Raw genomic sequence first — 21796 nt, 5'->3', positions numbered from 1 at the left:
TAGTCCTCCAGGAGCTTGTCAGGAATACGCGAGCGCCATGGGATAGCCCCAACCAAGACCTGCGAGACCGCGAGGCGACAGATAGCGCCGACCCGGTTCACGGCACGTGAGGAACTGTGTGAGCCATAGGGTCGAATAGCTCGCGTCTGCGACAAAGATACTGTCCGCAGGTGCGTATTTTTCGATCTGCTTGACCAGTCGTTCTGGCCGAAGCGCTGTCCTGCTCCGCCGCGACGAGGTCGAAACGGTTCGCCTTGAGGCCAGGGATCAGGGAGCCGAACGGGGTGACGACCCACTGAACTTCATTGATCCCCATCTTCTTCAGGACGGCCTCGGCCACTTCCGGCGCGATCCCCTTGGCGGTGCCGTCGGTGTCCATATAGCCGTACGGCACCTCGTTCGCCGTGGCCGCGCGGATATAGCCCTGCGATTTGATCTGGTCGAGCGTGGCCGTCTGACCGGCGACGGTCAGGGACAGGAGCAAACCGGCACTGCAAAGCAGCTTGGCCGGATGAAGCATGCGTTCGAAAATCATTGTCATTCCCCTTTTTTCGCATTGCCCCACTTCCTGTTATGTCACAGGCCCGGCAAGTAAGCTTTCCGATGCCAGGAACAGGGCATGCTTGGGAACCTATGGTGCAGTTCTTTAGCTGTATATTTCCATTTTTTGTCATGACTGATATAACTCATATTCATGACGGATCGTATTGAGCTGAAGCCTTCACTGCATGCGCTCGCCTGTTTCGAGGCAGCTGGACGGCATGCCAACTTCACGCGGGCCGCCAGGGAACTCGGCGTGACGCAGGCTGCGGTAAGCAAGCAGATGAAAATCCTGGAAGTGCAGCTCAATACCCGCCTCTTCAATCGGGGAAACCGCGCCGTCGTCCTGACCGAGTCAGGAAGAAGGTTATTCGACGGCGTCTCCGCTGGCATGAAGACGATGGGCGAAGCGATCGACGAAATCTCAAGAGCCAACCAGCCGACCGAGCTTGTGATCACAACGACCGTCGCGATGGCATCACTGTGGATCATGCCGCATATCGCCGATTTCCGGGTGGAACATCCAGACATCGGCATCAAGCTGATCGCCAGCGACACGGTGCTGGACTTCACGTCCGATCGCGTCGACGTCGCGCTCCGGTACGGCAACGGCGACTGGCCCCACCTCGATTCGACGTTTCTGTTCGGCGTCAGATATTTTCCGGTTTGCAGCCCGACCTACCGTGAGCGGTACCCGGCACGGAGCATCGACGATCTCGCGAAGGCGCGTTTGCTGCATCTCGAGGGCCCGGCCGCGCGCTACCAGGAATGGGAGTGGTGGTTTGCGTCGAACGGGCTCGACGTTGCGAAACTCGACCCGGAGCTCAGCTTCAACAATTATCCGCTTCTCGTGCAGGCCGCGCTCGCCGGTCAGGGCGTGCTGTTGGCCTGGGGAAACATCATCGACGACTTGATCGCCAGCGGCGCCCTCGTTCCCATGATCCCGGGCTACACACCCGCCAATCAGGCCTACTATTTGGTCACGAACAAGCGAAGGGCGCTGCGCGAAGAGGCCCTGCTTTTCAAGCGCTGGCTTGTGGAACGCACCCGCCACCTTCGATAGGCGCCTTGGCCTCGGAAAAACTGTCAGTTCAGCGGCATTCGCTTGGTGCTGGCCGAGGCTGTCATCGAGGTCCCGGAGCTGCGCTCCGCAACCGAGTGCGCGGAACGGCTCACTCCCTGGTGAATGAGACCTGCTGCGTCTCGATCGCCGCACCCGGCATAAGGCGTTGCAGTCCGTCGACAAAGGTTTCGCCTGCTTCGGCGAGCGCTTCTCGCGGCATTGTTCCGAGGCTTTCCAGAATGAACCACATCCGACCCGCGGCCGCGTCCATACGCGTGCGCGTACCTTGACGCCAGTTCCATCGTCTGCAGGTGACGCCCATATCGTCACGCCAGACAACCTCCCCTGCCGCAGGGTGCTCTATGACAGCTTCGCCGTTCATCACCGTGTCGAAGATTTCGCTACCATCGGCGATCGTCAGCCGGGGGCATCCGACATAGGCATCGTAGTTCTCGCCGCCGACAGGTAGTGCGTAGCGGAGGCTGATCGCATTGTAGAGATCGACGACCGGATTGATCGCGGGAATGCGCCCGTCCTTCAGGACGCGCTTGCGCAGCGCCTGTGCGGAGCACGGCGTGCGGCTCGGTTTCGCCCCGAAACGGGAATACACCTCCGCCCAGCTTGCCAGGTGCGCCTCCGCCCATGACGGTCCGCCGTCGAGCACAAGTTTATAGGCGTCGGCCAGGATGTTCGGATCAAGCTCGTCGACGCTCGTGCCCGTGGCATCGACATGGATGCTCAGCCCGCGGAAATCGGGGGCGATCTCTCGGATACTCTCAGAAACGATTGGTGTTTCAAACATGGCTGGCCTTTACTGACCATCCTGAAACACGTGGCGTTCCATATCGCGCTCGAACGTCGTGCTGGTGTGGAGAGGTATCGACACCGCCCCGGTTGAAGAGTCGACACCACGGCCGACATGGATTGCGGTGGTTTCAAGGTGCATCCGGCGACTCCGTGCAAGAGATTGGTGCGACGCAGTTGAAGATCGTTGCGCCGGTCATTATAATGACCATAGAAGCCGCATGAACCGAAGTCAATATAATGACCGAAACAGCCCTCCTGGCCGAAACCGAGCAGCAACTCGGCTCGGTGCTTGCCTCCAACATCCGGGATCTCCGGCGTGAGCGGAAGCTCAGTCTTGACAGGTTGGCAAAGCTCACGGGCCTGGCGAAAGGAACCGTCGTGGCGCTCGAACAGGGCAAGGCAAACCCCAGCATCGGCGTCTTGTGCCGTCTTGCCGCGGCGTTTTCGCTCTCCGTCGCCGATCTTCTGAACAATATCCCCGAGAATGCGCCTGACTGCCCGATCGAGCGCACGAACCCGAAGACGCTGTGGGCCAGTCCCAAGGGAAGCCGAGCACAGCTCCACGCCTCGACCTCGGGCCGCACCATGTTCGAGCTGTGGTCATGGACCCTTATGCCGGGCGAGGTGTTTCAAGCCGATGCCCATAGCCCCGACACGCGCGAGCTGATCTCGGTCACGCAGGGCAACCTCAAAATCATCGTCGGCGCAGAGAGCATCATCTTGAAGGCCGGCGAAAGCGCGCGGTTGGTGACCGATCAGGCCCACGCCTATGCCGCAGACGACGATCAGCCCGTCTTCTTCACCATAGCCGTCCTCGAACAGGGTGGCCAGCGATGACCGGAATAGGCTGGCATTTGACGGAAGAGCACTGGCTTCGCGGACATCAGCCGATCCTCCGCACCGGATGATCGCAAACGCATTTTCAGGGAGATAGAACATGTACGTTCTGCACAAGCTGATCGAGGAAGCCCCGCTCGGCATCCTGGTTACGCATGGCCAGAGCGGGCTCGATGCAAATCACATCCCCTTCGACCTCGACCGCAAAAAGGGCGAGTTCGGCACGCTCCATTGCCATGTGGCCCGCAACAACCCGGTCTGGCAGGACATTGCCACTGGCGAAGAGGTGCTCGTCGTCTTCCGCTCCGCCGACGCCTACATCTCGCCCAACTGGTATCCGAGCAAGCAAGAGCTTCATAAGCAGGTCCCGACCTGGAACTATCTCGTCGCCCATGCCCATGGCCGCGTCACGGTCCACGACAGCGAGGCGTATGTCCGGCGCAATGTCGCCAGGTTGACGCACGTGCACGAGGCAAGCCACCCCGTTCCCTGGAAGATGGGCGATGCGCCGAAGGACTATATCGACGCCATGGCCAAGGCGATCGTCGGCCTCGAGATCGGGATCACCCAACTGGTTGGGAAAGCCAAGCTCAGCCAGAACAAGGAAAAGCGCGATATCCGCAATGCGGGGGAGACGCTGATTGCGCAAGGCGACGAGCAGATCGGCCAAGCGATGCTCGCGGCTGCTGCAAAGCCCTGACCGGCCAGGTATTCAGTTCGTTCTGGTTCAACCAGAGTTTCGCGCCGCCCTGGTACCGCATTCTGGCGATTGCCTAGCAGGCCGACGCGAGGAAGATTGACGGATCGCATGGCTGACGCAGCCCCAGACGCTCGCAAATCCGCTGATGCCTGTAGCGATCGATAGTCTCGCGGAGGATCCAGCGCGTAGAGTCACGCGTAGTTTTCCGTTCCAAAGCGCTTCATTGCTCCCGACCTGAACTCGTTCGAACTCGACGATGGGCCATTGCTGGTTGCGACGGATGGTTTCTGGGCGGAACTTGAAGCGAACCAGCAGGTCGCCTTCATCGAAGGACTTGTTGGGACGGTCTGACGGGAGCGTGGCGGCGCACAGGCCAAATTTCCGGCGATAGCAAAGATACCCCGAAGGACTTCCAGGTCGCGCATCCTCGCTTCAATACGGATACGTTCCTCGATAACGGCAGCGGACGGATTCGTCCCAAACGCAATAAGTTCTGACCGGAGAAGTCGAATTTTGTGTGCAGCACAGATGTCGTCTGTGCGTTACGGCCTTACAGGAGCCGGCCGTATGCATGCGCGAGCCAACGCGCCAGAGCGCTGCGCGAATTGGGCCGGATCGAGCGATCGCTCTTCATGATCGAATGGTACTTGAGCCCGGCATTGCGGCGTCGCTGTCAGGCCGGCCTCAACAAAGGCGAGGCCGCACACAAGCTGAAGCGCGCCGTCTTCTTCCACGAGCGAGGCGAGATTCGCGATCGGTCATTCGAAAGCCAGGCATTCCGGGCATCAGGCTTGAACCTCGTTGTCAGCGCAATCGTGCATTGGAACACGGTCTATATCGAGCGGGCCGTCACCCATCTGCGGAGCGCACGTCGTCAGGTTCCGGATCATCTTCTCAAGCACATCTCACCTTTGAGTTGGGAACATATCAACCTGACCGGCATCTATACCTGGGACGCAGAGCATCAAATGACCGAGGGATTTCGGTCACTACGCGTACCTGCTGGTATCCGGCGGGCGGCATGAGTTTCCTGCTTCGTTCGACCTTAGCGTGTCTCCGGGAACAGTTCTTGTTCCGACCCCTCCTAAAGGAGAATGGGAAGCCGGGAGCCGAACGCCACTATGTGACCGAAGCCCACGAGAACGGGATCAGGGTCACGGATTGGAGAATGGTTCAGAGCCGCAGGGCGAGATCAATCGATCCTGCGGACGGGAGAGATTTAACCGATCGGCCGAAACGCCGGTCAAAACACAACCGAACCCAGGGAAAAGCCGCGCAGAAAGTGCGTTCTGGCCCTTGAGTTCTTTCATTGGAGCGAAGATGGGACAGAAATCCGGGACAGGGAAAGTGCCGGCAGAGCAGGTCATCAAGGACATCCGCCGTGCGACCCGCAAGCAGTACGGTGCGGAGGAGAAGATCCGTATCGTGCTGGAGGGATTGCGCGGTGAGGAATCGATCGCCGCGCTGTGTCGGCGCGAGGGGATCGCCGAGAGCCTTTATTACAACTGGTCGAAGGAATTCCTGGAAGCCGGCAAGAAGCGACTGGCCGGCGATACCGCCCGCGCCGCCACCAGCGACGAGGTGAAGGTGCTGCGCAAGGAGGCTCGCGATCTCAAGGAGGTCGTCGCCGAGCAGGCGCTGGAACTGCGGATTCTTAAAAAAAGCATGATCGCGGATGGGGGCGACGACGAATGAGATACCCCGCATCCGAGAAGCTGGAGATCATTCGGCTCGTCGAGCGGTCGCATCTGTCGGCGCGGCGCACGCTGCAAAAACTCGGTATTCCGCGCTCGACCTTCAATCGCTGGTATGACCGTTTCCTGGCCGGCAATCGCCGGCCGGCGTCTCAATATCCGCCCGTAAAGGGTGTCCGCCGCCCGGCGGCCTGCATGTAGTTGATCATCGTGATGAAATCGAAGACATGGCGGCCGGTGGCGTGCTGGACCGCGGCCGCATAGGGCGGGAGATTGGAGCATTCCAGCAGGATCGCCCCGATTTCCGGATGCTCGTCGACGAGTTTCACGGCCCGCTCGACCACTTCCCTTTCGACGGCTTCGCTGTCGAGGGCGCCCTTCTCGTCGAGAATGGCGTGGCGGAAGGCGGGTGCATCCTCCAGCCCGGCGATGTGAAGCGGACGGCTTTGGACCGGATAGGCCTCCTCGATCAGCGAGGGAACGAGACGCTGCCTGTTGGCGCATATCACGCCGATCGAGGCATGGGGCGCGAGCGTCGAGGCGATGAATGGCAGTTGCAGCAGGCTCGACAGCATCACCGGTATGTCGAGCGCGGCCGCCACTTCCTTCTGGAACAGAAGCATGTAGCCGCAGTCGCTGGTGATGGCCTTGACGCCGTAGTCGCGCAGCTTCTTCGCCGCCGCGATCACCGAGCCTCCCATCGAACGGTCCCCTTCGTTGATCAGGCTGTCAATGGTGACGTCGTAGACGGTCTCGTAGAGCACCGGGAAATTGTAGGTCCAGGCGTTGCCGACATCGCCGGGCGGAAACGGATTGGAACAGGCGATCAGCAGCACGCCGATCTCGTGGCCGTAGCTTTGTGCGTTCGGTCTGACTTCGTAGATGGCCATGGCCGCCTTCCCGGATGATTGTTGATGGACTGTCAGGCTTTCTGAAGGATCAGGTCGGAAATGCGCTCGCCGATCATCATGGTGGTGAGATTGAGGTTCGCGCTGGGAATGGACGGCATGATCGAGGCGTCCGCAACCCGCAGCCCCTCGACACCGATCACCCGGCCCTGCGGATCGACCACCGCGCCGGGATCGCCGGCGTCGCCCATGCGGCAGGTGCCGCAAGGGTGCCAGTCGCCCTGCACGCCCGCCTTGATCCAGCCTTCCATCAGCTTCTCGTCGGCCAGAACGCCGTCGAGCGGAAACCGCTTGTCGATGGCGGCGCCGAGCACCATGTTGCGGCCGATGCCGCCGGCGTCCAGCAGGGTCGCGGCGATGCCGCCCAGCACCTGATTGAAGGTCGTCTTTTGCGTCAGGTTACGCAGCGACGCCGCGTAGATGCCGGGCCAGAAGCTGCTCACATATTGCGAGACGGGCGATGCGGTCAGGATGTTCGAGACGAAACGGGCCGTGGACTTGAAGCGGTCGAGATCGCGCGAGTCCGAAAGATAGTTGAAGGCGACGAACGGTTCCGTGGCCGGGTCCGGGCCCTGCAACCTGACATAGCCTTTCGAATAGGCCTTGTTCGGGCCGAAATTGACCGTCGCCAGACGCTTGCCCAGCGCCGTGAACGCGAAACGTCCGGACACGGTGAGCTTCATGTCGACGGGCGGGCATTCGGGATGGCCGGAACTCCAGCGCATGTGCATCAGGAAGCCGTTGCGCACATAGTCGGCAAGCTGCCCCTCCCGTTTCAGGTGGACGCCGAAGCCGATCAGCGGATGGTCGAGCAGGTTCTGGCCCACGCCCGGCCGGTCGGCGCGGACGGCGATCGAATTGTCCCGCAGGTCCTGCCCCGGCCCGATGCCGGCACGCATCAGCAGGGCCGGCGAATGGATGGCGCCGGCGCTGATGACGATCTCGCCCGCCATGATGCGTTCGACCTTGCCGTTGCGGCGGACCTCGACTCCCACGGCCTTGTGGCCGTCGAAAACGAGCGACTGGACCACGGTTTCCGGCATGATCGCCAGGTTGCGGCGCCGGCGCGTCGATTCGTCGAGATAGCCGGCGGCCGCCGAGACGCGGTGGTTGTAGGCGTTGTTGCGGCCGAAGGGAAAGCAGGCGTCTCCCGTCTGCTGGTGGCTGTCGTCCAGATAGGGGATGTTGTGCTGGCCCGCCGCCTCGCGGAAGGCGAGGGCGAAGGGGCTCCAGTGCTCGGGAAACGTCCGCCGGATGGGGATGCGACCTTCCCTGCCGTTGAGCGGCGTGTCGAAATCGAGGTCCCGTTCGATACGCCTGAAACAGGGCAGGCACTCGTCCCAGCCCCAGCCCGCAGCACCCATCTCTTCCCATTCGTCATAGTCGGCGGCCAGCCCCCGGATGAGCACCTGCGCATTGACGGTGGAGCCGCCGCCCATCACGCGCGCCTGCTCGTAGCGGCGCGGCTTCATGCTGGCCTTCACCTCCTGCGGCGACATGTTGCCGAACGGTTCGGTATAGGCCTCGAGTTCGGTCCAGTAGCGGGAGGGCTGGAAATAGTCGGGAAGGAAAGCGTCTGAATAGATGGAGTCCGGCACCGTTTCGGGCGGGGTGTCCGGCCCGGCCTCGATCAGGCAGACCGTGCTCCGGGCGTCGACCGAGAGCCTGTTGGCAATGACACAGCCGGCGGAACCACCACCGACGATGATGTAGTCGAAACGCATTGAAGGTCCTGTCTGCGTTGGGGTCTATCGGGAATCCGGCGCGGGGCTGTCAGATCGCGGTTTCCTCGGCCTTGAAACCCGCCGAGATGAAGTTCACCAGCTGGCGGACGATCTTCTCGCTGTCCTTGTTCTTCTGCTTGAAGCCGAGGTCGAGCAGGTCGCGCGCTGCGGGGTCGAGATCGCCCAGGATCTGCATGATCGCACCACGCGCGAAATCGTAGCGCATGCCGACCTCGTCCTTCGACAGATGCGGCAGGGCATCCGCCAGCACGTTCAGGAAGTGGCGATGGATGAGATCGAATTGCTCCGCCAGGATCGTATTGGTGAGAGGTTGAGGCAGCGCCCTTACCTGCAACAGCAGGCGTATCGGCGAGCGGCCGCCATAGGGGTCCACCGACAGTTCGACCATCGGCCGCACCAGCGCCTCGACGATCTCCTCCAGCGGCGGCCTGTTCTCGCCGTGCTTCTCGATGCAGTTCTGCAAGGCCTTGAGGCGGGCGTTGTTGATGGGCCGCAGGCACGATTCGAGAACCGTTCGGGTCAGCTCCTCCTTGGAGCGGAAATAGTAGTTCACCGCGGCGACGTTGGCGCCGGCTTCCTCGGTTATTTCCCGCAAGGTGGCGGAAGCGATGCCGCGGTCCGCGAAGATGCGAAGGGCCGCGTCCAGCAGACGGTCGCGCGTGTCCGCGTCCTTCTCCGCCCGTTTTGCAGTCATGTGGGCCATCACCAGTTCTCCCCTCGGCATGCTCGACGATCAGCAGGCTCTATCAACAGTTTCACCCAATTGCCTTGCACACACTTATCGAAGTCCCCGCGCCGCGCAAACTGCTCCCGATCCCGGTCAGCGTTTTTCATTCTGCTGAAGGATGAGAGCGCACATGCGCTCGGCGATCATGATCGTCGGAAGGTTCGTGTTCGCACGCGGCGTGAACGGCATGACGGAAGCATCGCAAACCCGCAGCCCGTCGACGCCCATCACGCGGCCGGAAGGATCGACCACCGCTTCGGGGTCGTCCGCGCTTCCGATCTTGCAGGTGCCCGATGCGTGCCACACGCCATGCGCCTTCTCGCGCACGAAAGCTTCCAGCAATTCGTCGTCGGCCATCATCCTCTCGACCGGATCGTCCTCGGTGACGACATGCCTGAGAAGCGTCCGCCGCAGCCATGCGGGTCCGTCGAGCGCGGTGGCGAGGATTCTGGTCAGCACGTAGTTCTTGTGGCTGACGATGCCGAGGTCACGGATGCGTTCGCTGTAGCTGGTCGGAAAAGGATCGTTGGCGACGGCCTTCATCGCCGGGGTGTCGTAGAGCCGCGCCAGAAGGCGCATGCCGACCTTGAGGCGCTCCACGTCGCGATAGTCGGAAAGGAAGCCGAATTCCACGCGCGGCTCCACGGAAGGGTCCGGGCTTTCGATGGCGACGAAGCCACGCGAATGGGCTTTGTTGATCCACGTCATCAGCGAGCCGATCTGCTCGCCGACGGGATGCCAGCCGGTCTTGGACATGGCGACCAGATACATGTCGCTGGGCAGCCCGCCCGCGGTGCCGGACGAATAGCGGGCGGCGACATGGATATGGCGGCGCTGGTTCGTTCGTGCGAGCCGGGCATCGTGGTTGATATGCGCGGAAATCGAGATCGCCGGATGTTCCTGGAGGTTGCGGCCGACGCCGGCGCGGTCGGCGATCACCTCAATTCCAAGCGCGCGCAGCGTCCGGGCCGGGCCAATGCCGGCGCGCTGGAGAATGGCCGGGGAGTGCAGCGCGCCTGCCGAGACGATGGTCTCGCCGGCCATGATCCGCGCCGGGCCCTGCCCCGTTTCCACCTCGACGCCGACGATGCGCGCGCCTTCGGTGACCAGCCGGGTGACCGTGGCGTTCGGCCAGATCTCCAGATTCGGCCGCTGACGCACCGAATTCCCGAGATAGCCGATAGCGGTGGAGACGCGGCGGTCGTAGATATTGTTTATGGCGACGGGAAAATAGCCGTCCTCGAACTCCCCGTTCTGGTCCTGCAAGGCCTTGAAGCCGGTCTCGGAGAAGGCTCTGGCGGCGGCGCGGGCGAATTCCGGCCAGCAATCGGAATGGATGCGGCGAATCGGGATCGGACCGCTCTGTCCGTGCAGGGGGCCGTCGAAATCGACGTCCCGTTCGGCCTTCCTGAAGAAGGGCAGCACCTCTTCCCATGACCAGCCGGTCGCGCCGTTGCGGGCCCAGTCGTCATAGTCGTCGGGCGTGCCGCGGTTGGCCTGCATGTCGTTGAGGCTCGAACCGCCGCCCATCAGCCGCGCCTGCTCGTAGCGGCGCAGCTGGCGCTTGCCCGGATCGTTGTGGGGCACCGGTTGCAGCGAGACGCGCAGGTCCGCCCACACATTCCTGACGTTGAAATAGGCGACGCGCGGATAGCTGTCGAGGATCGCGGGCTCCACCCGGTCCGGCGGCGTGTCGCGTCCGGATTCCACCAGGATCACGCGGTGCCTGCCGTTCTCGGAGAGGCGGCTGGCCAGTACGCATCCCGCCGTACCTCCGCCGACGATGACGAAATCACACTGGACGATGCGGGACATCGTCAATGCTCGTGCACGAACTTGGTGACGAGATAGGCCTCCATGCCCTCGATGCCGCCTTCGAGGCCGTAGCCGCTGTCCCTGATGCCGCCGAACGGCGTTTCGGCCGAGCTGGCGGCAAAGGTGTTGATGCCCACGACACCGGATTTCAGCCCGCGCGCGATCCGGCGCGCGTTGCGCGACGATTCCGTCAGGGCATAGGCGGCAAGACCGTAGGGAACGCTGTTCGCGGCATCCAGCGCCTCGTCGAGTTCCCTGAACGGCACCATCAGGGCCAGCGGCCCGAACGGCTCCTCCTGCATGGCGGCGGCGTTTGCCGGCACCCCGGCCAACACCGTCGGCTGAAAGAAGAAGCCCTGCCCTTCGATGCGCGCGCCACCGGCCACCACCTCGGCCCCGCAGGCGACGGCGTCCTCGACGAGCCGTTCGAGCGCCGGGGGGCGGCGGCGGTTGGCCAGCGGCCCCATCTGCGTCTGCGGGTCGAGGCCGTCGCCGACCCGGATCGAGCGGGCGCGGTCGGCGAAGCCGGCGACGAATTTGTCATAGACCTTGCCATGCACGAAGAAGCGTGTCGCCGAGGTGCAGACCTGCCCCGCATTGCGGAACTTGCCGGCGACCGCGAGGTCGAGCGCGCGATCCATGTCGATGTCGTCCATCACGATGACCGGGGCGTGGCCGCCAAGCTCCATGGTGAGGCGCTTCAGCCCGTCCGCGGCGAGGCGCGCCAGATGGCGTCCGACCGGCGTCGAGCCGGTGAAGGACACCTTGGCGATCTCGGGCGCCGCCATCAACTGGCTGGAAATATCGGCGGGGCGGCCGAACACGACGTTCAGCGCTCCGGCCGGCAGGCCGGCGTCTAGCAGGCATCTCGCCATTGCAAGGGCCGCGCCCGGCGTCTCCTCGGCCGGCTTCATCACCACCGTGCAGCCGGCGGCCAGCGCGGGCGCGATCTTCTTGGCGGCGGTGATGACCGGGAAATTCCACGGCGAGAGCGTCGCCACCACGCCGACCGGCTCCCTGATCGCCAGCATGCGGGTGTCGGCGGCGCTCGGGATGACGCGGCCGTAGCCCCGGCGCGCCTCGCCCGAGAACCAGTCGAACACATCGGCGGCCGCCCCGATTTCGCCCTTCGCCTCGGCCAGGAGCTTGCCGTTCTCCAGCGTGAGCATGCGCGCGAGATCGTCCGCCCGCGCGCGGAGGAGGGCCGCCGCATCGGCGAGCACCCGCGCGCGCTGGACCGGCGCGGTTTCGCTCCAGCCGGGAAAGGCCGTGGAGGCGGCCGCAATCGCATCGGAAATGTCGCCGGCGTCGGCAATCGGCAAGGCGGCGAGCTGAACGCCTGTTGCCGGGTTCACGACGATGTCGTCGCCATGTTCGCGCGCCTCGCGTTCGGTGCCGCCGATCAGGAGAGAAGGTTTGATGTACATGCTGCTTACCGGTCCGCTGTCTTCATTATTTAGCTGGCGTTGACCAGCGCTTCCATGCGCCCGAGCTTGTCCTCCAGCACCTCGGCGGAGGTGGCGAAGTTGAGCCTGACGAAACCTTCGTGGCGCGTGCAGAACGATTCCCCCGCGCTGAAGGCGATGCCCGCCTTTTCAAGGAATACGGTGGCGGCCGGCTGAGGCCAGCCCATCGCGCTGCAGTCGATCCAGGCAAGAAACCCCGCTTCGGGCATGAAGGCCTTCAGCTTCGGTATGCGCCGTTCGAGCGCATCGAACACCATATGACGGTTGCGGTTGAGCAGCGCGACGATGCGGTCGAGCCAAGGCTGGCCTTTGGTCCAGGCGGCCTCAGCCGCGTCGATGGATATCACCGAAGGGCGGCCCAGCAGCAGGCGGGGCACGCGGGCATGGAAACGCTCGAGCAATTGCGGAGCGCCGAAGTGGATCACGCCGCAGCGCAGGCCGGCTATGTTGAAGCTCTTGCCGGGAGAGTTGGCGGTAATCGTGCGGCTTGCGATCTCCTCGCCCAGCGAGGCAATGGGAATGTGCTTTCTGCCGTCATAGACGAAATCGGCGTGGACCTCGTCGGATAAGACGATCATGTCGCGCGCGGCGGCGATCGCCGCGATCTCCTCCAGTTCCGCGCGGGTGAAGACGCGGCCCGTCGGGTTTTGCGGATTGCACAGGATGATCATGCGCGTGTCGGCCGGTGCGGCCCGTAGCGCCGCCATGTCCGGCACGAAGCCCTGTGCCGTTTCGAGCATGGGAATCTCGACGATGGCGCGGCCCGCCTCCTCGATCGCCTCCCTGAAGGGACCGTAGCAGGGTGTGTGGACGGCGATGTGCTCTCCGGGTTCGGAGAATGCGAGGATCGCCGCGATGGTGCCTTGCAGCAGGTCGGTGACCGCCTGCACGGAGGTCTCCTCGATCCGCCAGCCGAAACGCTCGCCCATGCGCTGAGCGAAGGCGGCGCCGATCTGGCGTTCCGCGGGCATCAGCGGACGGCGCGGATAGCCATAATCGCGCTTGTCGACGAGTTTCACGACCGCTTCCTGCAACGCATCCGGCGGCAGGAAATCCATCTCGGCGATCCAGGAGGGAATGACGTCGTGGGGATAGCGTCGCCATTTCGAGGCCGTTCTGGAGAAAAGAAATTCTCTTTCCAGCTCGAAGGCAGCGAATTCCGTATCTTTCAAAGCCGCTTCCTTTCGATCAGATTCCGGACCGTTCGCTGTCAGGCAGCGGATCGGGCGTGTTCGACATCGGTAAAACAATTGATTGAAACGGTCAATTGCCTTGCCGCCCGTTGCCTGATCGGACATTCGATCTTCACCGGACCTTGCAACCGGCAGAGGCGGGTTGCGCAAGCGGGACGAATGGAAGGCACACAGGGCTTGACGGTTGCCAAACATTCGTTTCAATTGATGGTATGAAACAACTGAATGCCACCATGTGGCTGCCGTTTCATGCGTCGAAAGGGTGAACAAGAATGCTCCGGCAGCCAGCGTGACGCGGTTTCCGGGCACGATCCGGAGGGAAGAACGAAGCCGCGGCTTCGTCCATGCTATGAGGAGTCAACACATGCGTCCCATGAACTACGTGGCCGGTGTCGCCGCGGCGCTCTGCGCTTCGGTGATGTCTATTACAGGTGCTCTGGCCGAGGAGCCGGTGCGGGGAGGAGAGGCGACCTTCCTGATGTCACCCGCGCCCCAGGTCCTGACATCCGCGATGACGACGGCCGGCGCCGAGCAGGTCGTGTCCGCGAAGATCTCGGACAGCCTTTTCACCTATGATTTCAACCTCAATCCGCAGCCGTTGCTGGCCGAAAGCTACGAGGTCAGCGACGACGGGTTGCGGGTCACCTTCCACCTGCGCAAGGGCGTGAAATGGCACGACGGCGTCGAGTTCACCTCGGAAGACCTTGCCTACACGACAATGGAGGTCTGGAAGGTCCTGCATGGCCGCGGCCGCACGATATTCGCCAATGTGGAGAGCGTCGAAACCCCGGACAAGCACACGGCCGTGTTCGTCATGCGCCGGCCCTCGCCGGGCATGCTCAAGAGCCTCGCGGCGCAATATGCGCAAATCCTGCCCGCGCACATCTACAAGGGCACCGACCCGCTGACGAACCCGGCCAACCTCAAGCCCATCGGGACCGGGCCTTTCCGTTTCGTTTCCTTCCAGCCGGGCGACAATCTCGTCCTCGAGCGCAATCCGGACTACTGGGACGAGGGCAAGCCCTATCTCGACAAGCTGATTTTCCGCTTCATCCCCGACCCGGCGACGCGCGCGGCGGCGCTTGAATCGGGCGACGCCCACATCGTGCCGCAGAACCTGATCCCGATGGCCGATCTGGAGCGCCTCGAGGCGTCCGGCGAATTCGACGTCACCACCAAGGGCTACGAGTTCCTCAACGAGATGGAGATGATCGAGTTCAATCTCGACGACGACGTCATGAAGGACATTCGCGTGCGCAAGGCGATCGCCCATGCCATCGACCGCCAGTGGATCGTCGACAACATCCTGTTCGGATACGGCCAGCCGGCGACGACCCCGCTGCATCACCAGCTTACGGAACTGCACGACGATACCGGCGTGCCGCAGTATGAGTACGATCCAGAGAAGTCCAAGGCCCTTCTGGAGGAAGCCGGCTACAAGGCCGACGCCAACGGGGTGCGCCTGAAGCTGGTCGTCGATCCCCTGCCCTATGGCGATCACCAGCAGCACATCGGGGCCTATATGCGTGAGGCGATGCGCGAGGTCGGCATCGATCTCGAAGTGCGCGCGCAGGACTTCGCCGGCTTCGTCAAGCGGGTCTACACGGATCGCGACTTCCAGTTCACGGTGAACCTCCTCACCGGCGGCTCGGACCCGACCGTCGGCACCCAGCGCACCTTCTGGGGCCCGAGCTTCAAGATCGGCGTCGGCTTCTCGAACGGTTCTCACTATGAGAACCCGGAGATGGACAAGATCCTCGAGGATGCCGCCGCCGAGATGGACCCGGCCAAGCGCAAGGAGCTTTACCATCAGTTCCAGAAGCTCGCGATGGAAGACCTGCCGGCGTTTCCCCTGGTGGCCGTCGAAAGCACCACCACGGCGTCCAAGCGCCTGAAGAACCACTCCATCGACGCCAACGGCACCTACAGCAACTTCGCCGAAGTGTGGCTCGAGCCCGCCAAGTAACATGGCTTGCAGGAACCGGCTGCCGGACAGGCGGCCGGTTGCCTTCTTTCGGAGCGATTCTCCTTCGAAAAGGATCTGAACGGAACCGGAGATTTTGCGTTGGACAGGCAATTCTGGACCTATCTGGGGTGGCGCGGAGCCCAGTCGCTGGTCATCATCGCCATCGTCATCGTCGGCTCCTTCCTCCTGTTGCATCTGGTTCCGGGCGACATGGTGGACGTGCTGGGCGGGCAGCGCGGCGACATGGACGCCGAGATGATGGCGGACCTGCGCGCGCGCTACGGCCTCGACAGACCGGTCCTGGTCCAGCTTCTCGAATATATAGGCGCCGTGCTGCGCGGCGACCTCGGCTATTCGTTCCGCAATTCCACCGACGTTCTTTCGCTGGTGCTGCAACGGCTGCCGACCACCATCCTGCTGGTCGTCTGCTCGGTGATAACCGCCGTCTTCATCGGCACCATGGCGGGTGTCGTCGCCGCGCGCCATTCCCATCGCCTGATCGACGTGGTCATCTCCATGGTCGTGCTGGTGTTCTACGCCACGCCGATCTTCCTGACCGGCCTCGGCCTGATGATCGTGTTCTCGGTCAAGCTGAGGCTCCTGCCCATCGGCGGCCTGATGACGCCGGGCTTCGGCGGCAACTGGCTGGAGCTGGTCACGAATGTCGTGACCCATCTCATCCTGCCGGTGCTGTCGCTTTCCCTGTTCTACATCGCGATCTACACGCGCCTTGCCCGCGCCTCGATGTTGCAGGTGCTGGAGCAGGACTATATCCGCACCGCCTATGCCAAGGGCCTCAGCACCTACAACGTGATCATCGGCCATGCGCTGCGCAACGCGCTGCTGCCCGTCGTCACCATGGTCGGCTTGCAGATCGCCGAGCTTTTCGGCGGCGCGGTGCTTACCGAAACGATCTTCAGCCTCCCCGGCGTCGGGCGGCTGGCCTATGACGCCGTATTCGAGCGCGACTACCCTCTGATCCTGGGTGTCCTTCTGGTGTGCTCCTTCATCATCATCATGGTCAATCTGATCATCGACATCATCTACACGCTGCTCGATCCGCGCGTGGAAGTCAGCCGATAGAGAGTATTCGACCATGTTACGCCGTGTACTGCTTTCTCCCGCTGGCATAATCGGGCTGATCACCCTGCTGATCATCGTGGGAATGGCCCTGTCCGCTCCCTATGTCTTCCCGAAAGGCCCGTGGTCGCTGGTCGCCCGGCCCTATCTGTGGCCGGGACAGCGCGAGGGGCTGATCTTCGGCACGGATGCGCTCGGCCGCGACATCCTCGCCGGCGTCTTCTACGGCTCGCGCGTCTCGCTGCTCGTCGGCATCGTCGCGACCGCCTGCGCCCTGCTCATCGGCATCACCGTGGGCGCCGTCGCGGGCTATTTCGGCGCGGCTGCGGATGCGGTGCTGATGCGTATCACCGACGCCTTCCAGACCATTCCGGGCTTCCTGTTCGCCGTGGTTCTGGTCTCGATCCTGTCGCCGTCCATCGCCACGATCATCCTGGCCATCGCCACCGTGTCCTGGCCGCCGGTGGCGCGCCTGACACGCGCCGAGGTCCTGCGGGTGCGGGAAAGCGAATATGTCCAGTCGTGCAAGGTGATCGGCATGTCCGCGCCGCGGATCATCCTCACGCAAGTGCTGCCCAATTCACTCTCTCCGGTGATCGTGGCCGCCGCCGTGCTCGTCGCCACCGCGATCATCACCGAGGCGGGCTTGTCCTTCCTCGGGCTGGGCGATCCCAACGTCATGAGCTGGGGCACGCTCATCAATGTCGGGCGTCCGTCCATCCGCACGACATGGTTCATCTGCATCATCCCCGGCCTGTTCGTGGTGCTGACCGTGCTGGCGCTGAACCTGCTGGGTGACGCCATCAACGATGCCCTCAACCCCCATCTCAGGAGGCGTTGAGCGATGGCGGGCATCAAAAACGCACAGGCGCCGCGTCCGCTGCTCGACGTGCACAATCTCTCGGTCGCGGTGAAGCTCGCCTCGAAGGCGCGCGCCTATGCGGTCGACAAGGTGAGCTTTTCCGTCGGCGTCGGGGAGACGCTGGCCCTCGTGGGCGAATCGGGAGCCGGCAAGTCGCTGACCGCTATGGCGCTGATGCGCCTGCACAAGGCGCAGACCATGGATGTCGAGGCCGACCGCATCGACCTTCTCGGCCGCGACATCGCTCGCATGAACGACCGTGAGATCAGGAGCATTCGCGGTTCCACCGTGGCGATGATCTTCCAGGACCCGCTGTCGGCGCTGAACCCGGTGCTGACCGTCGAGCGGCAGCTCGTGGAGTCCATCGTCCTGCACAACGACATGTCGCGCTCGCAGGCCCGCAAGCGGGCGCTGGAACTGCTGGACATGGTGCGCATTCCGGCGGCCGGTTCACGGCTTTCGGAATATTCGCACCGCCTTTCCGGCGGCATGCGCCAGCGCGTGATGATCGCCATGGCGCTTGCGGGAAACCCGAAGCTGATCCTCGCCGACGAACCGACCACGGCGCTGGACGTGACCATCTCCGCGCAGATCCTCGACCTCCTGAAGGAGCTTCAGCGGGACCTCGGCGTGGGCATGCTGTTCATCACCCATGACCTGCATGCCGTGCGCACGGTCGCGCACCGCGTGGCGGTGATGTATTCCGGCCGCATCGTCGAAACCGGGGATGTCTCGAAGGTCTTCAACGACCCGAGCCATCCCTATACGGAAGGGCTTCTGGCCGCGCGCCCGCATGGCAGCTTCGTCGGAGCCGCGCACCGGCTGCGCGAGATTCCGGGCACGGTTCCAGCACCCGCTGACCGGCCCGCGGGCTGCGCCTTCGCGCCCAGATGCAACCGGCGCACCGCCGAATGCGAGGTGCGGCCGCCGCCCCTCGAATATGTCGGGCCTGCCGGCTTCGCCTGCTATCACCCGCTCCAGGAGGTGCCGGCATGACCAGACGCCTTGAAGTCGCCGACCTCGTGGTGCGGCACAAGACCCGCAAGGGCACCGTTCACGCTGTCGCCGGGGTCAGCTTCGAGATTGGCGCGGGCCAGACCCTCGGGCTCGTGGGCGAATCCGGCTGCGGCAAGTCCAGCCTTGCGCGGGCCATCGTCGGGCTCAACAAGCCGACCTCCGGCAATCTGGCGATCAACGGAACGGCGGTGGACCCCCGCCGCCCCAGCAGCCGCGCCCGCGACATGCAGATGATCTTCCAGGACCCGTACGGCTCCCTCAATCCGCGCTTGACGGTGCGTGAACTGGTCGAGGAGCCGCTGAAGGTTCACCGCCTGCGCAGCCGTGCGGAACGCCGCGAATGGGTCAAGGCCCTGCTCGACCGTGTCGGCATTCCCGAAACGATGCATGACCGGCTACCCCACCAGCTTTCCGGCGGGCAGCGCCAGCGCGTCGGCATCGCCCGCGCGCTCGCGCTCGAACCGAAGATCATCATCTGCGACGAGCCGGTCTCCGCGCTCGACGTGTCGGTGCAGGCGCAGGTCCTCAACCTGCTGGTCGATCTCCAGCGCGAGCAGGACCTGTCCTATCTCTTCATCTCCCACGATCTGGAAGTCATACGCTATGTGTCGCACTGGATCGCGGTGATGTATCTGGGCGTCATCGTCGAGATCGGGCCGGTGGACCGGATATGGAAGTCGCCGCTTCACCCCTATACCCGCGCCCTGATGCAGACCACCGACAACAGGGAGATGCAGGCGGGGCCGGAGGTGAAGCTGAACAGCGAACTGCCCAACCCGTTGTCGCCGCCGTCGGGATGCCGCTTTCGCACTCGCTGCCCCCTGGCCATAGAGCGCTGCGCTCAGGAAGAGCCGCAATTGCGGGAAGAGGCGGCCGGCCATAAAGTTGCCTGCCATCGCGCTCAAGAATGGGCCAGCCGGGTATCGGCGGCAGCCTGACCGGAGGAAAGACACCATGCCGCGCAGCCGCACCGTGTTTCCCACCCTGTCGCACTGGGGTGCGTTCGACGCGCATGTCGAGGAGGGGCGGCTGGTCGGCGTCACGCCGTTTTCGGGGGACCCCCATCCGAGCCGGCTGATCGAGGCATGGCCGGAAATGCTCTACGCCGAAAACCGCATCGCGCGCCCTGCCATCCGGCGCGGGTGGCTCGACACGGTCGCGAAGGGCAAGCCGCATCCGGAGAACGGGCGCGGCTCGGACGTGTTCGTCAACGTGCCGTGGGACGAGGCGCTGGACATGGCCGCCTCCCAACTGGAGCGCGTGCGCACCACCTTTGGCAACGCCGCGATCTTCGGCGGCTCATATGGCTGGTCGAGCGCCGGGCGCCTGCATCATGCCCGCACGCTCGTCCACCGCTTCATGGGCGCCATCGGCGGCTGTACCGGGCAGGTCACCAACTACAGCTATGGCGCGGCGATGCGCCTTCTGCCCCATATCTTCGGCGACGACCGGACGGTCGCCGGGCCGGTCACCGACTGGAAAGCGATTCTCGAACATTGCGAGGAGTTCGTCGCCTTCGGCGGCATCGCGGCGAAGAACTGGCAGATCCAGTCGGGCGGGGCGGGCCTGCATCCCTTCGACGACTTCATGGCCGAAGCGGCGCGGCGCGGCATCCGCTTCACCAACGTCTCCCCGCTGCGCGGCGATACCGAGGCATCGATCAGCGCCGAATGGCTACAGATCCGTCCCGGCACCGACATGGCGTTCATTCTGGCGCTGGCCTATGTGGTGCACGCCAACGGCAGGACGGACCGGGCCTTCATCGACCGCTACTGCGTCGGTTTCGACCGCTTCGAGGCCTATCTGACGGGCCAAACGGACGGCATCGCCAAGACGCCGGAATGGGCAGCCCCGATCACGGGCATCGGTGCTGAGAAAATCGCGGCTTTCGCCGAACGGCTGATCGGCCGCCGCGTGCTTTTGAGCGCGGCATGGTCGCTGCAACGGGCGGAGCATGGCGAGCAGCCCTACTGGGGCCTTGCCACGCTGGCCGCCATGCTCGGCCAGATCGGCCTGCCGGGCGCGGGCGTTGCCTACGGCTACGGCTCGATGAACGGCATGGGCAATCCGCTCTACGAACTGCCCATTTCCGGCATGCCGGCGATCCCGCGCGAGGGCGACCTCAAGATACCCGTCGCCCGCATCGCCGACCTGCTGCTCTCGCCCGGCAAGGAAGTGGACTTCGACGGGCGCCGCTTCACCTATCCGGACATAAAGTTGGTGCATTGGGCGGGCGGCAATCCGTTCCATCACCATCAGGACCTGTTCCGCCTGCGCGAGGCGTTCCAGCGCCCCGACACCGTCATCGTGCACGAGCCATGGTGGACGGCCACGGCGCGCCACGCCGACATCGTCCTGCCGGCGACGACGACGCTCGAACGCAACGACATAGGTGGCTCCTCGCGCGATCCCTATCTCTTCGCCATGCACAAGGCCGTCGACCCGGTGGGCGAGGCGCGTGACGACTTCCGCATCTTCAGCGAGCTCGCGGACCGGCTGGGCGCGGGGGAAGCCTTCCACATGAACCGCACCGAGGGACAGTGGCTGCGCAATATCTACGACCGCTTCTGCACGCGCATGGCGGCCCGCGGCTTCAATCCGCCGGATTTCGAGACGTTCTGGGCGGCGGGACATGTGCGCATTCCCGATCCCGAGGGCAGCTTCACGCTGTTCGAGGAATTCCGCAACGATCCCGAGGCTCATCCGCTCGCCACGCCGTCCGGCAGGATCGAGCTGTTCTCGCAGACCGTGGCCGATTTCGGCTATGATGAATGCCCCGGACTGGCCGTATGGCGGGAGCCTTCCGAGTGGCTCGGCGCCGAGCTTGCCTCCCGCTTCCCCCTGCACATGATCTCCAACCAGCCAGCCGACAAGCTGCACGGCCAGATGGACGCAAGCGCGATCAGCCGGGCGAACAAGGTCGGCGGCCGCTCCGGCATCTATATGTCGCCTGCGGACGCTGAGGCCCGCGGCCTTAGGGAGGGAGACATCGTGCGCGTCTTCAACGACCGGGGCGCATGCCTTGCCGGGGTCCGTATCTCGGACGGCGTCATGCCCGGCGTGGTCTGCCTGCCGACCGGCGCCACCTTCGAGCCCCTGACGGACGCCACCGGCCGGCCGCTCGAAAACCACGGCAATCCCAATGTGCTGACCAAGGACATCGGCACCTCGCGTCTGGGACAGGGGCCGAGCGCCCAGACCTGCCTTGTCGAGGTGGAGCGCTACGACGGCGCGCTGCGACCCGTCCGCGTCCTCGGCCAGCCCCCTTTCGAAGCCGCCTGACCTTCGGAGAACGGCTCGGGATGACAGGGCGGATTGTTGTCGATCCGCTATGCTCTTCATGCCCGCTGTCAAACCCCCACCCCTAACCCCTCCC

16 protein-coding genes and 3 pseudogenes are annotated in these 21796 nt (G+C 64.0%); 11 read left to right on the top strand and 8 right to left on the bottom strand.

Annotated elements, in window-relative coordinates; translation table 11 throughout:
• Positions 1-202 precede the first annotated feature (202 nt).
• Positions 203-535: pseudogene (locus ABID37_RS15660) on the bottom strand (transporter substrate-binding domain-containing protein); the annotation flags it as partial.
• A 159-nt stretch (positions 536-694) separates the two neighbouring features.
• Here ABID37_RS15660 and ABID37_RS15655 point away from each other — a divergent pair.
• A complete protein-coding gene (locus ABID37_RS15655) occupies positions 695-1603 on the top strand; it encodes a LysR substrate-binding domain-containing protein (protein WP_354196368.1) in 909 nt (302 codons plus the stop codon).
• 109 nt (positions 1604-1712) lie between these two features.
• Here ABID37_RS15655 and ABID37_RS15650 read toward each other — a convergent pair whose 3' ends face one another.
• A complete protein-coding gene (locus tag ABID37_RS15650) occupies positions 1713-2405 on the bottom strand; it encodes a B3/B4 domain-containing protein (RefSeq protein ID WP_354196366.1) in 693 nt (230 codons plus the stop codon).
• Between the two features lie 242 nt (positions 2406-2647).
• On the opposite strand from ABID37_RS15650, the gene ABID37_RS15645 reads away from it, so the two are divergent.
• The 4 genes and pseudogenes from ABID37_RS15645 to ABID37_RS15630 form a co-directional block, all read left to right on the top strand.
• Entirely contained in the window at positions 2648-3247 is a 600-nt protein-coding gene (locus ABID37_RS15645) for a helix-turn-helix domain-containing protein (RefSeq protein WP_354196364.1), read from the top strand.
• A 100-nt stretch (positions 3248-3347) separates the two neighbouring features.
• Positions 3348-3947 (top strand): FMN-binding negative transcriptional regulator, encoded by a 600-nt coding sequence (locus ABID37_RS15640; RefSeq protein WP_354196362.1) that lies wholly within the window; start codon positions 3348-3350, stop codon positions 3945-3947.
• Between the two features lie 587 nt (positions 3948-4534).
• A pseudogene (locus tag ABID37_RS15635) lies at positions 4535-4972 on the top strand (Tn3 family transposase); the annotation flags it as partial.
• A 295-nt stretch (positions 4973-5267) separates the two neighbouring features.
• A pseudogene (locus ABID37_RS15630) lies at positions 5268-5803 on the top strand (transposase); the annotation flags it as partial.
• Here the strand turns inward: ABID37_RS15630 and ABID37_RS15625 are convergent.
• The 6 genes from ABID37_RS15625 to ABID37_RS15600 form a co-directional block, all read right to left on the bottom strand.
• Positions 5794-6531 carry an aspartate/glutamate racemase family protein gene (locus ABID37_RS15625; RefSeq protein ID WP_354196360.1) on the bottom strand — a complete coding sequence of 246 codons (738 nt, stop codon included), beginning with the start codon at positions 6529-6531 and terminating at the stop codon, positions 5794-5796. The pseudogene ABID37_RS15630 and the gene ABID37_RS15625 sit on opposite strands and share 10 nt — an antisense overlap.
• Positions 6532-6563: 32 nt before the next feature.
• The gene (locus ABID37_RS15620) at positions 6564-8273 is read right to left on the bottom strand and encodes a GMC family oxidoreductase (protein ID WP_354196358.1); all 1710 of its coding nucleotides are present in this window, start codon (positions 8271-8273) and stop codon (positions 6564-6566) included.
• 49 nt (positions 8274-8322) lie between these two features.
• Complete coding sequence (locus ABID37_RS15615) at positions 8323-8997, bottom strand: TetR/AcrR family transcriptional regulator (protein ID WP_354196356.1); 675 nt, start codon at positions 8995-8997, stop codon at positions 8323-8325.
• 117 nt (positions 8998-9114) lie between these two features.
• Positions 9115-10836: a GMC family oxidoreductase gene (locus ABID37_RS15610; RefSeq protein ID WP_354196354.1), complete on the bottom strand. Its 1722-nt coding sequence runs from the start codon at positions 10834-10836 to the stop codon at positions 9115-9117.
• A gap of 2 nt (positions 10837-10838) precedes the next feature.
• A complete protein-coding gene (locus ABID37_RS15605) occupies positions 10839-12263 on the bottom strand; it encodes an NAD-dependent succinate-semialdehyde dehydrogenase (protein WP_354196352.1) in 1425 nt (474 codons plus the stop codon).
• A 29-nt stretch (positions 12264-12292) separates the two neighbouring features.
• A complete protein-coding gene (locus tag ABID37_RS15600) occupies positions 12293-13474 on the bottom strand; it encodes a MalY/PatB family protein (RefSeq protein WP_354196350.1) in 1182 nt (393 codons plus the stop codon).
• Positions 13475-13859: 385 nt separating this feature from the next.
• On the opposite strand from ABID37_RS15600, the gene ABID37_RS15595 reads away from it, so the two are divergent.
• The 6 genes from ABID37_RS15595 (at position 13860) to ABID37_RS15570 (ending at position 21702) form a co-directional block, all read left to right on the top strand.
• The gene (locus ABID37_RS15595; protein WP_354196349.1) at positions 13860-15461 is read left to right on the top strand and encodes an ABC transporter substrate-binding protein; all 1602 of its coding nucleotides are present in this window, start codon (positions 13860-13862) and stop codon (positions 15459-15461) included.
• A 99-nt stretch (positions 15462-15560) separates the two neighbouring features.
• Positions 15561-16544, top strand: a complete 984-nt coding sequence (locus ABID37_RS15590) for an ABC transporter permease (protein WP_354196348.1) — start codon at positions 15561-15563, stop codon at positions 16542-16544.
• Between the two features lie 13 nt (positions 16545-16557).
• Positions 16558-17382: an ABC transporter permease gene (locus tag ABID37_RS15585; RefSeq protein ID WP_354196346.1), complete on the top strand. Its 825-nt coding sequence runs from the start codon at positions 16558-16560 to the stop codon at positions 17380-17382.
• 3 nt (positions 17383-17385) lie between these two features.
• Positions 17386-18399 carry an ABC transporter ATP-binding protein gene (locus tag ABID37_RS15580; RefSeq protein ID WP_354196344.1) on the top strand — a complete coding sequence of 338 codons (1014 nt, stop codon included), beginning with the start codon at positions 17386-17388 and terminating at the stop codon, positions 18397-18399.
• Positions 18396-19358, top strand: a complete 963-nt coding sequence (locus ABID37_RS15575; RefSeq protein ID WP_354196342.1) for an ABC transporter ATP-binding protein — start codon at positions 18396-18398, stop codon at positions 19356-19358. The genes ABID37_RS15580 and ABID37_RS15575 overlap by 4 nt, the downstream gene beginning before the upstream one ends.
• A gap of 16 nt (positions 19359-19374) precedes the next feature.
• Positions 19375-21702 (top strand): molybdopterin-dependent oxidoreductase, encoded by a 2328-nt coding sequence (locus ABID37_RS15570; protein ID WP_354196340.1) that lies wholly within the window; start codon positions 19375-19377, stop codon positions 21700-21702.
• Positions 21703-21796 lie beyond the last annotated feature (94 nt).

Origin of the sequence: Aquamicrobium terrae, from assembly GCF_040545735.1 — a bacterium.
GTDB lineage: Bacteria > Pseudomonadota > Alphaproteobacteria > Rhizobiales > Rhizobiaceae > Mesorhizobium > Mesorhizobium terrae_A.
This window is presented reverse-complemented; position numbering and strand designations above follow the sequence as displayed.

What these genes read in the sequence shown, in the direction of transcription:
- ABID37_RS15575 (WP_354196342.1), top strand. Translation starts at nt 18,396, where the DNA reads ATGACCAGACGCCTTGAAGTCGCCGACCTCGTGGTGCGGCACAAGACC.
- ABID37_RS15650 (WP_354196366.1), bottom strand. Translation starts at nt 2,405, where the DNA reads ATGTTTGAAACACCAATCGTTTCTGAGAGTATCCGAGAGATCGCCCCC.
- ABID37_RS15580 (WP_354196344.1), top strand. Translation starts at nt 17,386, where the DNA reads ATGGCGGGCATCAAAAACGCACAGGCGCCGCGTCCGCTGCTCGACGTG.
- ABID37_RS15610 (WP_354196354.1), bottom strand. Translation starts at nt 10,836, where the DNA reads ATGTCCCGCATCGTCCAGTGTGATTTCGTCATCGTCGGCGGAGGTACG.
- ABID37_RS15655 (WP_354196368.1), top strand. Translation starts at nt 695, where the DNA reads ATGACGGATCGTATTGAGCTGAAGCCTTCACTGCATGCGCTCGCCTGT.
- ABID37_RS15625 (WP_354196360.1), bottom strand. Translation starts at nt 6,531, where the DNA reads ATGGCCATCTACGAAGTCAGACCGAACGCACAAAGCTACGGCCACGAG.
- ABID37_RS15640 (WP_354196362.1), top strand. Translation starts at nt 3,348, where the DNA reads ATGTACGTTCTGCACAAGCTGATCGAGGAAGCCCCGCTCGGCATCCTG.
- ABID37_RS15645 (WP_354196364.1), top strand. Translation starts at nt 2,648, where the DNA reads ATGACCGAAACAGCCCTCCTGGCCGAAACCGAGCAGCAACTCGGCTCG.
- ABID37_RS15570 (WP_354196340.1), top strand. Translation starts at nt 19,375, where the DNA reads ATGCCGCGCAGCCGCACCGTGTTTCCCACCCTGTCGCACTGGGGTGCG.
- ABID37_RS15615 (WP_354196356.1), bottom strand. Translation starts at nt 8,997, where the DNA reads ATGGCCCACATGACTGCAAAACGGGCGGAGAAGGACGCGGACACGCGC.
- ABID37_RS15585 (WP_354196346.1), top strand. Translation starts at nt 16,558, where the DNA reads ATGTTACGCCGTGTACTGCTTTCTCCCGCTGGCATAATCGGGCTGATC.
- ABID37_RS15620 (WP_354196358.1), bottom strand. Translation starts at nt 8,273, where the DNA reads ATGCGTTTCGACTACATCATCGTCGGTGGTGGTTCCGCCGGCTGTGTC.
- ABID37_RS15595 (WP_354196349.1), top strand. Translation starts at nt 13,860, where the DNA reads ATGCGTCCCATGAACTACGTGGCCGGTGTCGCCGCGGCGCTCTGCGCT.
- ABID37_RS15605 (WP_354196352.1), bottom strand. Translation starts at nt 12,263, where the DNA reads ATGTACATCAAACCTTCTCTCCTGATCGGCGGCACCGAACGCGAGGCG.